This is a genomic window from Pareuzebyella sediminis, assembly GCF_008367235.1.
Classification (GTDB): Bacteria; Bacteroidota; Bacteroidia; order Flavobacteriales; family Flavobacteriaceae; genus Pareuzebyella; species Pareuzebyella sediminis.
In genome coordinates this window covers 47,371-61,228 of sequence record NZ_VTZS01000002.1, presented here as the reverse complement: position 1 = coordinate 61,228, position 13,858 = coordinate 47,371, and the positions used below count along the sequence as shown (strand labels likewise).

The 13,858-nt window shown below is 45.4% G+C and carries 12 protein-coding genes and 1 tRNA gene; 8 read left to right on the top strand and 5 right to left on the bottom strand.

Annotated elements, in window-relative coordinates; translation table 11 throughout:
* Positions 1-42 precede the first annotated feature (42 nt).
* Positions 43-603 (bottom strand): helix-turn-helix domain-containing protein, encoded by a 561-nt coding sequence (locus F2B13_RS06875; protein WP_198439709.1) that lies wholly within the window; start codon positions 601-603, stop codon positions 43-45.
* 514 nt (positions 604-1,117) lie between these two features.
* Here F2B13_RS06875 and F2B13_RS20380 point away from each other — a divergent pair.
* Together F2B13_RS20380 and F2B13_RS06870 are read left to right on the top strand one after the other, a co-directional pair.
* Positions 1,118-1,273 (top strand): hypothetical protein, encoded by a 156-nt coding sequence (locus F2B13_RS20380; RefSeq protein WP_198439708.1) that lies wholly within the window; start codon positions 1,118-1,120, stop codon positions 1,271-1,273.
* Positions 1,274-1,616: 343 nt separating this feature from the next.
* On the top strand, positions 1,617-1,949 hold the full coding sequence (locus tag F2B13_RS06870) for a cupin domain-containing protein (RefSeq protein WP_149274313.1): 333 nt from the start codon (positions 1,617-1,619) through the stop codon (positions 1,947-1,949).
* A gap of 233 nt (positions 1,950-2,182) precedes the next feature.
* Here F2B13_RS06870 and F2B13_RS06865 read toward each other — a convergent pair whose 3' ends face one another.
* From F2B13_RS06865 to F2B13_RS06850, 4 genes are all read right to left on the bottom strand, one after another.
* Complete coding sequence (locus F2B13_RS06865; RefSeq protein WP_149274311.1) at positions 2,183-2,533, bottom strand: hypothetical protein; 351 nt, start codon at positions 2,531-2,533, stop codon at positions 2,183-2,185.
* A 77-nt stretch (positions 2,534-2,610) separates the two neighbouring features.
* Complete coding sequence (locus F2B13_RS06860; protein WP_149274309.1) at positions 2,611-3,747, bottom strand: PepSY-associated TM helix domain-containing protein; 1,137 nt, start codon at positions 3,745-3,747, stop codon at positions 2,611-2,613.
* A 47-nt stretch (positions 3,748-3,794) separates the two neighbouring features.
* The gene (locus F2B13_RS06855) at positions 3,795-6,128 is read right to left on the bottom strand and encodes a TonB-dependent receptor (protein WP_149274307.1); all 2,334 of its coding nucleotides are present in this window, start codon (positions 6,126-6,128) and stop codon (positions 3,795-3,797) included.
* Positions 6,129-6,901: 773 nt separating this feature from the next.
* Positions 6,902-6,973: transfer RNA gene (locus F2B13_RS06850), tRNA-Arg, on the bottom strand.
* Between the two features lie 110 nt (positions 6,974-7,083).
* Here F2B13_RS06850 and F2B13_RS06845 point away from each other — a divergent pair.
* From F2B13_RS06845 to F2B13_RS06820, 6 genes are read left to right on the top strand one after another with little or no spacing between them, the layout of a single operon-like run.
* Positions 7,084-8,427, top strand: coding sequence for a Gfo/Idh/MocA family protein (locus tag F2B13_RS06845; protein ID WP_149274305.1), 1,344 nt, complete (start codon positions 7,084-7,086; stop codon positions 8,425-8,427).
* Positions 8,428-8,463: 36 nt separating this feature from the next.
* A complete protein-coding gene (locus F2B13_RS06840; RefSeq protein WP_149274302.1) occupies positions 8,464-9,477 on the top strand; it encodes a Gfo/Idh/MocA family protein in 1,014 nt (337 codons plus the stop codon).
* A 6-nt stretch (positions 9,478-9,483) separates the two neighbouring features.
* Positions 9,484-10,698, top strand: coding sequence for an N-acetylglucosamine-6-phosphate deacetylase (gene nagA / locus F2B13_RS06835; protein WP_149274300.1), 1,215 nt, complete (start codon positions 9,484-9,486; stop codon positions 10,696-10,698).
* A gap of 4 nt (positions 10,699-10,702) precedes the next feature.
* The gene (locus F2B13_RS06830; RefSeq protein ID WP_149303810.1) at positions 10,703-11,944 is read left to right on the top strand and encodes an Nramp family divalent metal transporter; all 1,242 of its coding nucleotides are present in this window, start codon (positions 10,703-10,705) and stop codon (positions 11,942-11,944) included.
* 11 nt (positions 11,945-11,955) lie between these two features.
* Positions 11,956-12,720, top strand: a complete 765-nt coding sequence (locus F2B13_RS06825; RefSeq protein WP_149303808.1) for a glucosamine-6-phosphate deaminase — start codon at positions 11,956-11,958, stop codon at positions 12,718-12,720.
* On the top strand, positions 12,717-13,847 hold the full coding sequence (locus tag F2B13_RS06820) for a glycerate kinase (protein WP_149274294.1): 1,131 nt from the start codon (positions 12,717-12,719) through the stop codon (positions 13,845-13,847). The genes F2B13_RS06825 and F2B13_RS06820 overlap by 4 nt, the downstream gene beginning before the upstream one ends.
* Positions 13,848-13,858 lie beyond the last annotated feature (11 nt).

Here is a 13,858-nt window from a genome sequence, read left to right as displayed (position 1 = left end):
TTTGGGAGGAAGGCTTGGGTCACTCGTAGGTAGCACAACCGCCTAAAGATCTTCCAGGTTTCCGAAGCGCTTCTTTTTTAACTTTTTATAGTACGAAGGGGTGAGCCCTGTAACCTTCTTAAACTGGTTCGATAAATGCGCAACACTGCTGTAACGTAGCTTATAGGATATTTCCGTTAGGTTGAGTTCATCATAGAGCAAGAGTTCTTTGACCCGTTCTATTTTGTGTATGATAATGAACTGCTGAATAGTGATTCCTTTAACTTCAGAAAACATCGTGGCCAAATAGGTATAGTCGTAGCCGAGTTTTTCACTGATATACTCCGAAAAATTCACTTTTGGAAATTCATCGCTATGGTGCACCATAGTAATGATTGCAGCCTTGATCTTCTCTATGATGATCTTGCGCTTATCGTCGAGCAGTTCCAAGCCATAAGCTTTTAGGTTCTTTCGTAACTGTGCTCTTTGAACCTCGGTAATCTCTTCTAAAATCTCAATCGTTCCTAGTTCTATATGGACGTACTGAAGGCCGAGCTTTTGTAGCTCTTGCCGAACCACCATCTTGCAGCGCAGACTTACCATATATTTGACGTAAAGGAACATGAGCGCTTTATATTAGAATTCTTAGGGAAGCGGAACGGTGTAAGCAGCATAGGGGTCTATCCCCTTTTTTATAGCATTCTGTAAGAAATATTGGCGGTAATGGAACTCTCTTGACCCACTAGAAAAAGGTATGACGCATCGCTATTTAAAAAACCCATTCACCAACAGGTACGGTAATTTTACTTATCAAAATAGCTATGCCCCAAGATACGATAATTCACTAGTACCGCCGTAACTTATTAACTATACCTTCAAAGATCGTCCCAAAAAAAATGGAGGGACCATCGTACAATTTTGGCAAACATTCAAAAAGACATTTGCTCCGATCCGATACCTAGATAATGACGAATACCTAGCTGTATTTGGCCTTTGATCATTAGTTCCCCTCAAAGCAGGCCTCTCTTTTTCCTAGAAAACAAGTGATTTATATAACTTTTATGAATAGTTATGTAGTAAAGGCCCCCTATCAAATGCCGACCTTTATAACACTATAAATTACATAAGAAAATAGGATATGGATATTTGGAAAGGGAACAGTTGGGCCTATGGGGGTTTCACAAAATTCAGAAACTTCTTCAGGTCGGCTTTTTACAATGGAAGCTCGGAAACCGATCGGGAAAGAGCTTTTGAGAAAAATTTAGCACTGGTCACTATTCAAACTAGCAAATAAGATGGCCTGCTTGTACCTTCATCAACGAAGGCCAAACAGAGCATTATTTACTTTTTTTAATGAGTCCCCCTCCAAGTAGGGCGCTAACAGCAAATAGGGCAATGAGAAAATGTATGTTATTCTTGACCTTGGTCTTGTTCCTATTGCTTATGGCCCGGTAGGGCAAGGGATGTGTAACAATTCAATTTAAAAAATAGAAACTATGTCAAAAGAAAAAGAGGGGAAACAAAAATCCGATAAAACGGCAGCTTCGAGCACTCCTAAAGAAAAAAAGGCGGCTAAAAAAGCGAAAAAGAACGCTAAAAAAAGAGCAGAATAGCCTTTCAAAGTATTCATTAACATTATGAACAAGGCGGAATTTGAAGAATCTAGAACCTTTAATTTAGCGGAATTGCTTGATTACGGATCGAATGCCATTGTAACCAAAAATATAAAAGTCCAGAAAGGGTGTGTTATTCAGGTCTTGGTCTTTGACTATGGCAAGGTGAAATTGTATAAAAAATCTTCGGTCAGTAGATTCATTTACATTATCGAAGGCAAAGCTGAGGTCGTTTTAGATGAAAATTCAACTTTCTTAAAGCAGGGAGACTCCATACTCATTCCCCGACAAACGGCTTTCTCCATTGAGGCCAATGAACGGTTCAAAATGATAGTTACTTCTATAGAAAGCGAATAGTCATACGGGGAATGCCCCAGGGCGAACCGAGGTTCTGGCCTACAAAAAGGTGCCCCTGTGAATTCTTCTTTGCTAAAATTTCTCCTTTACTCTCTTCTTGAATATTCTTTGGTGGCCTAGTACGACCGGGCCGTTACAACAACAAGTGGTCCGAGTATCATTCGTTCAGTCCCGGAGTTGTGAAAATAGGTTCTCCATGGGAAACCCCTGCATATACCACTTAAGAGCGGATGTTATAAAATACCATCCAAAAAACCATCCAATTGCAATTGAAACATGGTGCCCACCACCAAATCGTCAATTTCGGTCAATTCTTTATGGCTAACCGCAAAACTAAGTGAGGGAAAGGGGGTTTCCAAGAGCAGGGCACGGCAGTCGTGGTTCTGTTTACAATCGTTACAGAGTGGCTCCGATTTCATTGCCTCCTTTATGTTTAGGGAGAATTCGGCCAATTCACTTTTATCGAGCAAGAGACCTGTGTCCCTGAAGACGAGTTGTATCTTTTTGTCATCTTTTGACACATTATTTTTCCACCTAAAGGCGATGCCTAATGGGTTTTGGTAAAGGATATGTATCTCATTCATAAGCAATTTCTTTTTGGTTCATCAATTGGTTTTCCATTTGCAAAAAAGGTGCGCGGAGCAATGTTTCCATCCCATAATTAGGTCGTGGCCTGCTTTTTTTTCTTCTTATGGCGGCGACCGTACCATAGAAGACTTCCAGTAATGGGCAAACTGGCCGTAAGCAAGCTTACCAGGAAGGCAATAATTTTTCCCGCGATACCCCCAATGGCCCCGATATGTATGTCGTAATTCATACGCAACAACTTATCGGCAGCATCCGTATCGGTGTACTTGCCATAAATGGTACCGGATGGTATCTCTTGCAACGTATACCGGTCAAAGTATCTATAGTCTGTATTATAGTACAGTCCTTCGCTATTGGAAACTTCCACATAAATACTCGAAGTATCGTCGTAAGGATAGTGAAGTTCAAAACTATCGGCCTCAGGTGCGGATTTTTTGAGCAGAGGAACTAACTTGTCGATCGGTAGAACATCGGTATTTTGAACCACGTTAGTACTACTATTTTTGGGTACTGAAAAGGTAACTTCCTTTTGACCCCCGACCGTCTTGTAGAGCCCGTACTGAAACCAATGGTACGACATGACCAGACCGGTAAGTGCCAAGATCAGGGACAGGGAACCGACGTAAAATCCGATAATGGAATGAAGGTCAAAATTTTTTCGCTTCCAGCGGGTCGTCGCTTTCCAATCGAACCGAAGGCGCTGTTTGAGGTGTTGCCTTTTTTTGGGCATCCAAAGGATAAAGCCGGAAACTAAAATAAGAACGAACAACACAACCGATATACCAACTACCTGTTCGCCCAGTTGCTTTGGTAGCCACAAGCGCATGTGCCCCTTTAGAATAAAAGCGAAAAAGCCTGAAAGATGGTCCTCTACCTCTATAATTTCACCGGTATACGGATTCAGGAACACGCTTCGGTAAAATTCGGGTTCGCGTTCGTAAAAAATGACCTCAAGCGCATCGTCGGCCTTTTTAAACACGGTTCCATGTACGGCACGATCTGGAAATACCGTTTTAGCCATGGTTTTTGCCTCTGTGGCCGTTAGCATGGGTCGGTGTATTGGAACTACCTTTTTATACCCGTCCGAAAGGCTTTCGACTTCTTCCTTGAATACCCAACAACACCCGGTAACCGCCACGATGAAGACAACGATTCCAGTGGCCAGACCAAGGATTTTATGAAGGGTGAGTATACTTTTTTTATAGTTCATGGAGTTGTTGTTAAAAGGAAAAAGTCGAAAATTCGGTTGCTAAATTCCTAAAGATTATAGGTGAGGGACACCCTTCCATTAATACCCGGTTCTGACTGCCAGTACAGGTAGGTACCATAGTTGGCCCCTGCGTAGAGGTATTCGTTCAATATGTTGTTCACGTTTAGTTGTACCCTGAACTTGTCATTTTTCCATGATAGCGCCCCGTCGAGCCGAAAATAATCGGGCAAATCGGACTGACTATCGGCGCCCCAGGCCCAGGTGGAGCGGTCGATTTGGTACTGATAGCCCAGAGAGGCCGCACACCCTTTGAGAGCGGTGGTTTCGGCAAAATCGTAGTTGAACCATCCATTGGTCACATGTTTGGCGTGGCCTGCTACCCGCTGCCCGATTAAGGTCGGATCGGTATCTTGGGTAATTTCGACATTGGTGTTCGCATAGTTCAAGACTACATCGATTTCGGGGGTTACCTCGCCTTGCAGATCAAACTCGATTCCCTTGGACAGTACCTCTCCCAACTGCACCGAAAAATTTGGATTTTCGGGATCCGTTACCAGTACATTTTTTTTTGTAATCCGGTAAGCTCCCAAGGAGGTTTTCAACCTTCCGCTAAAAAATGATTTTTTAACGCCGCCCTCCACATCATCGGCTTCTATGGGGTCGAAGGTGTCTCCGGTAAAATCGACCCCGTTGGCCGGAAGAAAAGACTGGTCGTACAATGCATAGGCAGAAAGAGTGGGTACAATATCGATACTGATACCTGCCCTGGGAGAAAACTGGTTGTCCTGATCCTCCTTGCCTTGGGTCAAAAGTTCAGAGTACCTGCCAGCGAGAGTGAACCTAATTTTATCGTTCCAAAAACCAATTTCATCTTGTAGATAGTACGACCTCAAGGTATTACCACTATAAGGTTCCCCTCCGTTGCGGTACTGTATGGGATCGGAGCGATCAAAGGGCAAAGGATTAGCCTGGCCATACACGGGATTGTAGATGTTAAATGGGACATCGTCTATGGCAACGACATTGGAAAAATCGGCCCAGTATACCTTTTGGGTATAGTCAAAACCACCCAATATGTTGTGGGTAATTGCACCCGTGTTAAAGCTGCCGTTGAGATAGGTCTGAAAATATTTGCCCACGGAAAGGGCATCCCACTGGGTTACCCGCCTATCGGCATCGCCACCGTCGGTAATCGACCATGCCCAGAACGACTGGCCTTCTTGGTCATAGCGCAGATAGGCAAATTGGGTTTCAAACCCCCAGTTTTCCGAGAAATCATGTCTTAGGTTCGTAAAAAAGGTCAACTGTTGAATCTCCGATGCCGGGTAATTGGTATCGGTAAACTTGAAATTACGATCTAGACTTCCATAACCATCGGCAACAGGTGCAAAGACATAGGCCGCCCCGATATAGCTTTCAGCGTTCTGAATGTTCAGTTCGGTTGTTATTTGGGTCCTGTCCGAGAAACGATACGTCAAGGCTGGGGCAATCCCCCATCGTTCCGAATCTTCATGGCCCCTGTGGCTATCTCCTGTTTGGTATAGGGCATTGAGGCGGTACAATAGTTTACCGTTATCGGTTAGTTTACCTCCCAAATCAAAACTGCCCCTATAAAAATCGAAACTTCCCGTACTTAGTGAAACTTTTCCTATACGTTCCTCCGAGGGCTTTTTGGTCACTATATTGTAAAAGCCTCCAGGTTCCCCGGCCGCCATCATAAAACCGGACGGGCCTTTTACAAATTCTATGCGGTCGACAAAGGCCATATCCTCGGAGAGCGGACCCCATGAATCTTGAACATTGACCCCGTTTCGAAAAGCAGGCAGCCTAAAGCCACGCATATGAATACGGGCAAAATGGCCCCAGTGTTCCAACATAGTAACGCCACTAACATTTCTTATCACACCGTCCATAATGCTCGTAGCCTGTTGGTCTTGTAATAATTCGCCGCTGATGACCTGAATGTTCTGCGGTAGCTTCGCAATTTCCGTTCTTAACCGTAAAGAAGGAGAAGGCTCCCGTACCACATATTCGTTCCGACGCCCTTGAACTACTACCTCATCAAGTTGTTCTTGCTTTTCCTGCATGATTATATCAGGCACGATAGTTATGGCATTGGGCTTCACGACGACCTCTACTGATAGCGGGGTAAAACCTACATAAGAAGCTCTAAGGGTAAGTGCGCCCACTTCTAGATGATGTAATTGGTATTCTCCGTTCGCGTTGGTCATAGTACCCATTCCGCTATTCCCAATCATAATGTTGGCATTGGATATGGGTAAACCTTGTTGGGTAACGACCTTTCCCTTGATTGCACCCGATTGTGCATAAGTAAAAAAGGTGAGCATCATAAAGGCTGATAAGATGGTAATTTTTTTCATTTATTTTTATTTAGACTAATTATAAATAGATACCAAATATATTTCTTGATTTTAAACCTCACAAGTTTATTTAGAACAATTTTAAATAGTGACGGTGTGAATTGGCACCATCGATTCGAGGTTTTGACCTCGGCAAATCCGCTAGTAAGCTGGCGCTCAAATTGAAAGGTATCTCTGTTATGCTTTTGAGAAAACGGGGAGGGCATTTGTCCGGCTCGTTCCACATGTTGATTTGATATTATATGTTGAGCGCATAGGCAACACCCCAACTAAAAAGCTAGGTCTCGTCAAAAGTTGGGTTGGTACGGCAAACCAATTGTAGATCATCTATCGCTATAGTGTAAAAACGACTAAAAATAGGGTTTGCCGAAAGGACCACGTGTTTTGTCTCACCGGCTTTTGCTAGTTACATGGTCTATTGAGGAGCGTGCTGGCCATTCGGTCTGAAAGAGGTGTCTTTTGGAGAAATAAATGCCCGTAGACTATAGGGATACGGCGAATCCCTTTGGTCGTTGATTCAGTACTGCTGTTGGCATTACCCGAACCGGTAAATTCTGGCCGAAGCTACAGGTTACCATCGCTTAACCATTGGTCTAAATCTTCAAACGGGCTGTATTTTATTAGGTTCTTCGCAGAAGGGCCCTTGGTAAAAGTACGGAGCCGTCGGCCCCCTATATGGCCGTTTGTTTTCCGTTTAAAGCAGTCAGTGGATGGCCTTTAACCTTACCAAAAAATAAAAGCCTTTTTTTCAAAAGGCTATTGCTATTTATTTGTAGCCCCGGCAAGAATCGAACTTGCATCTAAAGTTTAGGAAACTTCTATTCTATCCATTGAACTACGGGGCCATCTTTTCAGGAGGGCAAAAATAAAGTTTTTTTCGTGAGTCTTAAAAGCGGAAGACACTTATTTGGTATATTTAGGATTACATTCATTGCAAACCCTAAACGACATCCCGATGTCCCAGCCTAAAAATTCAAGAAGAAAATTTATTAAGAGGAGCTCCCTCGCCTTCGTGGCCGGTAGTGTTTTACCTCATTTCAGTGCCAAAAGCTACGGCCAAATCATAGGAGCCAACGAAAAAATCAATGTTTCCGTCATGGGTGTCAACAGCCGTGGCAAAGCGCTGGCCCAAAATTTTGCCAGCCAAGACAATTGTGACGTACGCCATATTTGTGACGTAGATAGTAGGGCCATCAGCAAATGCCTGACCGCTGTTTCCGAACGGCAGTCCACAAAGGCCGAAGGCTTGGGTGATTTTCGCAAATCACTGGAAAGCAAGGATATCGATGTGCTGGTTATCGCCGCACCTGACCATTGGCACGCGCCCGCCTCTTTATTGGCGCTAAAAGCGGGCAAACACGTATACGTCGAAAAACCCTGCAGTCATAATCCACATGAGGGAGAACTTTTGGTCGAAGCAGCCAAGAAATACAATAAAGTCGTTCAAATGGGTAATCAACGCCGTTCATGGCCCAATGTGGTCGAAGGCATTGAGGCCTTAAAAAATGGTGCGATAGGACGTGTGTACTATGGCGAGGGATGGTATACCAATAACCGACCCTCTATAGGTACGGGAAAAAAAATAGCGGTGCCCGATTGGCTGGATTGGGAATTATGGCAAGGACCTGCCCCACGAAAAGATTTTAAAGACAATATTGTACACTACAATTGGCACTGGCTATGGCATTGGGGTACCGGAGAGGCCCTCAACAATGGAACCCATATGATCGATCTCTTGCGCTGGGGCATGGAAGTCGACTTCCCGACCAAGGTCAGTTCGAATGGAGGTCGATATCGTTACGACGATGATTGGGAAACACCTGATACCCAGATCATCAACCTCGATTTCGGTGCCGACAAAACCATGACTTGGACGGGCCGTTCCTGTAACGGCAAAGATGTGGCCGGCAGCTCGGTCGGGGTTATCTTTTACGGAGAAAAAGGAAGTCTACTCATACCCTCCGGCAACAGTTACACCCAATTCGATCTTGATGGTAAAGTGGTGAAAGACGTACAGAACACCCAGAAAATTGATGCCCGCAACAAAAGTAATCCGGCCGAACAGCTCGATGCCCTACATATACAGAATATGTTCTCAGCTATCAAAGACGGGGACGCCCTCAATTCAGATGTCGATTCGGGCCATAAAAGCACCTTATTGGTGCAATTGGGAAATATCGCCCAGCGTGTGGGCCACTCCTTGGAAATCGACTCCTCGAACGGCCATATCATCCGAAATCCAGAGGCGCAAAAACTGTGGAGCCGCACCTACGAACAAGGATGGGAAATGAAATTGTAAAGAACACTACCAATCAAAAACACCGTTCCAGCATCTATGAGCAAAAAATCGATCCCGAATTCCCGTAGAAATTTTATAACTGTTTTAGGCCAGGGCGCGGCCTTTTCCACCTTGGCATTACCTTCCGCGCTACGAGCCGCCTCTCCTTGGGTTTCAAAAGAAAGGAAAATCGTTGAACCTTTCAAAATTGGTATCATCGGAGCCGAAAACTCCCATACCGCAGGCTTTGGAAAACTTTTCAATATCGAAAAAGCCTTTCCCGGAATGGAAGTACGTTATGTTTGGGGAGAGACAGAGGCCTTTGCGAAAGCCGCTATGGAAAAGGGTCACATTCCGAAACGGGTCGATGATCCCAGCGAAATGCTGGGCAAAATTGACGGTTTGATCGTAGATCATCGGCACGGGAAATTTCATCTCGAACCTGCCATTCCGTTTATCAAGGCGGGTATCCCTACATTTATAGACAAACCTTTCTGTTACCGTGCCGCCGAGGGAAAGACATTTTTGGAAATAGCTAGAAAACAAGGTACTCCCGTTACTTCCTATAGTTCCATTGCACAGAGTTATGAGACTTTTGCACAAAAAGAAAAGCTAAAATCCATGGGAGGTATCAATCAAGTGGTACGGTCGGGTCCCGTTGAACTGAATTCCGAATATGGGGGTATTTTCTTTTACGGTGCACATATCGTGCAGCCCCTGCTCTATCTTTTTGGAGACCAGGTTGAAAAGGTACAGGTGCAACAAAACGGCAAAAATAGCAGTGCAAGCCTTGTATTTAGTGACGGTATGTTGGCGACCTTGGTATTCACGACAAAAAAATATGGATGGCAGACCTTCGTCGAAACCGAAGAGGGCATGGTAGAATTAACAGCGGACGTCCCTGAGAAAAACCCTGCTAAAAATTATGTGGATATGGTCGAAATGTTCAAGACGGGCAAAGAACCTAGGAGTCACGAAAGTATCATTCACGGTGTAGCGGTGCTCGAAGCCCTTGAAAAGTCCGTAGCCAGTGGCCAATGGGAACAGGTAACCCCTTATGATAAAATTTAAACCGCTATGCGACGAAAAATAACTTTTTATATTTCGCTAATGGTAGTACTTCCCCTTTACATGCAATCGCAGACCGAGAATACGGTAGATGGGCTGCACTATGCTACTCAAAAAGAGGTTAGCCTTGCGATAAAAAACGGAAACATTTCAGATATTCAATCTTCCCCGACCGCATTGAAGGGCCTTGAGACCTATGTGGCCCCAGGATTGATAGATATACAGATCAACGGGTATGTCGGTGTCGATTTTTCTGGGCCCAATCTTACCGTAGAGGGCATTAAAAAGGCGACGAAAGCTCTTTGGAAAGCAGGGGTTACCTCCTATTTTCCGACAGTCATTACAAGTGATATTGCATTGATCAAAAAGAACTTTGCTATTTTGGCCGAGGCTCGAAAAGACCCTGAAATCGGAAAGTCGATTCCTGGTTTCCATCTAGAAGGTCCTTATATTTCCCCGGTCAAGGGCTTTCGGGGGGCCCATCTGGAAAAATATATCAAAAAGCCAGATTGGAACGAGTTTCAAGACCTCCAAAAAGCAGCGGACAACGGGATTATTCTAATTACTGTCGCCCCTGAATTGGAAGGTGCCATTCCTTTTATTCGCAAATGTGTCGCTAGTGGAGTCACGGTTTCACTCGGCCATCACAATGGGTCGGCCGAAGATGTGCAACAGGCCGTAAAGGCCGGTGCAAAAATGGCTACCCACCTTGGAAATGGCTGTGCCAACGAAATCAATCGCCACCATAACCCACTTTGGCCCCAATTGTCCAATGATGATATTACTGCGAGTATCATCGCCGATGGTTTTCATTTGACCCGTGAAGAGGTTCGTACGTTTTACAAGGCCAAAGGCGTAGAGCGAACGATATTAGTATCCGACGCCCTAGACCTTGCCGGGCTTCCACCGGGAGAATATACGCGTGGTGAGCGTACACTACTGCTCACCGAGAACGTGGTCAAGCTTCCAAAGGAAAATGTTTTGGCCGGTGCGGCCTCCCCCATAAGTAAATGCGTCGGGGTCGTTATGAAATACACCGATTGCTCCCTTGAAAATGCCATTCACATGGCCAGTAGTAACCCCGCCCGTATGTTTGGCCTTAGCCAGATAGGCAATCTGCAGCAAGGCCATCGTGCCGACCTCATCCGTTTTACCTTAGAAAATGGGCAAATGGTCGTACAGCAGACCTTTGTCAATGGAGAATTGGTATATGCCCGAAACTAAAACCATGAAAAAAATATCCCTTAGAAATAAAATTTTAGTAGCCCTGAGTGCGGTAGGTCCGGGGCTCTTCCTTATAGGATACAACATCGGCACCGGTAGTGTGACCACAATGGCAAAAACGGGTGCCGAATACGGTATGAGTCTGTTTTGGGCCCTCATTCTTTCTTGCTTTTTCACCTATATACTTATGGTAGCTTATGGTAAGGTTACCCTTGTTACAGGTAGGACGGCCTTGTATAATATTAAATCGGAAATCAAGGGGGGGTGGGTACTTTCGCTATATATCATTTTTGCCCTGATTATCGGGGAATTACTTGCCCTTATGGGGGTGATGGGCATTGTGGCCGATCTTGTTCAAGAGGGAGTACGGCTCGCCTTTGAAGGCTATTCCATGAGCCGCTTTTGGATTATCCTGTTCTTTAGCATAATTCTTTATGTACTGTTGTGGTATGGCCGGTATCAGATGTTCGAAAAAGTACTTACGGTCTTGGTCATTTTAATGGGCCTTTCGTTCGTGGTGGTATTTTTTATGGTCAGCCCCAGTGTCGATGCCTTGACCGAGGGTATCGTTCCCAGCATACCCGATACCCCTGGGGCGTTAGGCCTTATAGCCGCCATAACGGGCACCACCTGTTCGGCAGCCGTATTTATTATGCGAAGTACTGTGGTGGCCGAAAAAGGTTGGGGTATTAGAGATCTTAAAACGGAGAAACGTGATGCGGCCGTTTCCGCTGCTATGATGCTCTTTTTGAGCGGAGTAATTATGGCCGTTGCCGCGGGCACACTTCATGTTTCGGGTTTGCGTCTCGAAAATACGGTAGAGATGATTGAACTTTTTGAACCTATCGGAGGTGAATTTGCCGCTTTCGTTCTAATCATTGGTATCACCGGAGCCGGGTTATCTACTATATTCCCCATTGTACTTATTGCCCCTTGGTTGATAGCCGATTATACGGGCCGGCCAAGGAATATACATTCGAAACAGTCGCGATGGCTCATTTTTCTGGCCATGCTTTTTGCCTTTGGAACCGTCTTTTTAGATGAACGTCCGCCCGCTTTGATGGTTTTTTCGCAGGCTTTTCAGGCCTGTATCCTTCCGGCCGTAGCCATTCCTATCTTTTTACTCATCAACAGATCACGGGTAATGCACGAACACAAAGCCAGCAAATCGTTAAACATTGGAATTTTCGCCGTTATTCTGTTCGCCCTATTAACCTCGTGGTTTGCCCTTGAAGAATTCTTATAAAAATGCACCCTATGTTACAAAACCTTACCGTCGATAAACTCTACGTTTCCATATATGAAGACCCTAAAACTCTGGGAACCGCCGCTGCCGATTTTGTAGAAGATAAGCTTAGGGAAGCTATTGCAGCAAAAGGATTTGCCCATCTTATCTTAGCTACCGGAGCCTCTCAATTTTCATTTTTGGAGGCCTTGAAAACACGAACGATCGACTGGCAAAAGATTACGGTGTTCCACTTGGATGAATACAAGGGAATTTCCGCTTTGCACCCGGCAAGCTTTCGAAAATATCTTAAGGACCGTATTCTGGATGCCGTTTCCCCTAAGAAAATCTACTTTCTCAATGGGGATGCCGAAGATCTTGAGCAGGAAATGCAGCGCTATACTTCTGCCTTGGAGCAGCAAGATATCGACATCGCCTGTATTGGCATTGGGGAAAATGGACATATTGCGTTCAACGATCCGCCCGTGGCCGATTTCAACGATTCCAAATGGGTGAAAATCGTAGATCTCGATGAAGCATGTAGGAACCAACAGTTGGGTGAAGGGTGGTTCCCTACTTTAGCCGACGTTCCGAAACAAGCCCTTACGCTTACGATTCCCGCTATAATGCGCTGCAAGGCCATCAGCTGTGTGGTGCCGGATGCACGCAAGGCCAAAGCGGTACATGATACCTTGTATAACGAAATAGATACGGCTTGCCCGGCTACCATCTTGCGCACCCATCCACAAACCCGGTTATTTTTAGATAAGGCTTCGGCCCAAGAAAGCAACCTATGAAAATTGTCATCGCTCCGGATAAGTTCAAAGGTTCCCTAACGGGATTCGAGTTTTGCGATGCCGTTGAAATGGGGCTACAGACCGTGCTCAACGATGCCGAAATCGTTAAGGCTCCACTTGCCGACGGAGGGGATGGAACCATAGAAGTCGTTCGCCATTATCTCGAAGCGGAAAAGGCAACCCTAGAAGTAAATGATCCCTTATGTAGGCCGATTAGCGCATCATATCTCTACTCTGAAACCGCCAAAATCGCCTATATTGAAATGGCCGAGGCTTCGGGACTAAAATTATTGCACGACGACAAACGCGATACCATGCAGGCAACTTCGTTGGGTACCGGGCAACTCATAGCCGATGCCCTTGACAAAGGAGCCCAAGAAATTATTTTAGGAATTGGGGGTAGTGCCACCACCGATGGGGGTATGGGAATGGCGGCCGCATTGGGTTTTCGGTTCTTGAACGCACAAGGCAACGAATTGCAGCCCATAGGTGAAAATCTAATACAGGTTCAAGAAATCGATTCCTCCCAAGCACATGCACGCTTAAAAACTACTACCGTAAAAGTAGCCTGCGATGTAAAAAATCCACTTTATGGCAAGAAAGGGGCGGCCTTTGTCTATGCGGCCCAAAAAGGGGCGACCAAGGAAAATATCATCACATTGGATGAGGGGCTGAAGCGCTTTGCGCGAGTTATCAAGAACCACTATGGCATTGACCCGCAAAAGATTAAGGGAGGTGGAGCCGCAGGGGGTATGGGAGCCGGGGCACACGTATTTTTAGGGGCTGAGCTAATCTCTGGTATTGACCTGATAAAGGATTTGGCCTCCTTCGATACCCTTATCAAAGGAGCCGATTGGATTATTACCGGGGAAGGCCAATTAGATTCCCAAACACTATCCGGAAAGACCATAGATGGGGTTATCTCATCGGCGCGCAAGCATAAGATACCTGTCGCTGCCTTGTGCGGTTCCGTCGATATTTCCATCAAGGAACAAGAGGCATTGGGCCTTTCGTATGCCGTTTCGATAACCAAGGGGGTTGTTACCTTGCAAAACGCCTTAAAAAGCAGTCGGGACAACTTGACTTTCGCGGCCTACAATTTCGCACGGTTGATACAAGGGCTCTAACTCGACTTTAT

Bases quoted from the DNA above. Each gene is read 5' to 3' on its own strand.
- F2B13_RS06870 (WP_149274313.1), top strand. From the start codon at position 1,617: ATGAACAAGGCGGAATTTGAAGAATCTAGAACCTTTAATTTAGCGGAA.
- F2B13_RS06860 (WP_149274309.1), bottom strand. From the start codon at position 3,747: ATGAACTATAAAAAAAGTATACTCACCCTTCATAAAATCCTTGGTCTG.
- F2B13_RS06865 (WP_149274311.1), bottom strand. From the start codon at position 2,533: ATGAATGAGATACATATCCTTTACCAAAACCCATTAGGCATCGCCTTT.
- F2B13_RS06875 (WP_198439709.1), bottom strand. From the start codon at position 603: ATGTTCCTTTACGTCAAATATATGGTAAGTCTGCGCTGCAAGATGGTG.
- F2B13_RS06845 (WP_149274305.1), top strand. From the start codon at position 7,084: ATGTCCCAGCCTAAAAATTCAAGAAGAAAATTTATTAAGAGGAGCTCC.
- F2B13_RS20380 (WP_198439708.1), top strand. From the start codon at position 1,118: ATGGATATTTGGAAAGGGAACAGTTGGGCCTATGGGGGTTTCACAAAA.
- F2B13_RS06825 (WP_149303808.1), top strand. From the start codon at position 11,956: ATGTTACAAAACCTTACCGTCGATAAACTCTACGTTTCCATATATGAA.
- F2B13_RS06820 (WP_149274294.1), top strand. From the start codon at position 12,717: ATGAAAATTGTCATCGCTCCGGATAAGTTCAAAGGTTCCCTAACGGGA.
- nagA (WP_149274300.1), top strand. From the start codon at position 9,484: ATGCGACGAAAAATAACTTTTTATATTTCGCTAATGGTAGTACTTCCC.
- F2B13_RS06840 (WP_149274302.1), top strand. From the start codon at position 8,464: ATGAGCAAAAAATCGATCCCGAATTCCCGTAGAAATTTTATAACTGTT.
- F2B13_RS06830 (WP_149303810.1), top strand. From the start codon at position 10,703: ATGAAAAAAATATCCCTTAGAAATAAAATTTTAGTAGCCCTGAGTGCG.
- F2B13_RS06855 (WP_149274307.1), bottom strand. From the start codon at position 6,128: ATGAAAAAAATTACCATCTTATCAGCCTTTATGATGCTCACCTTTTTT.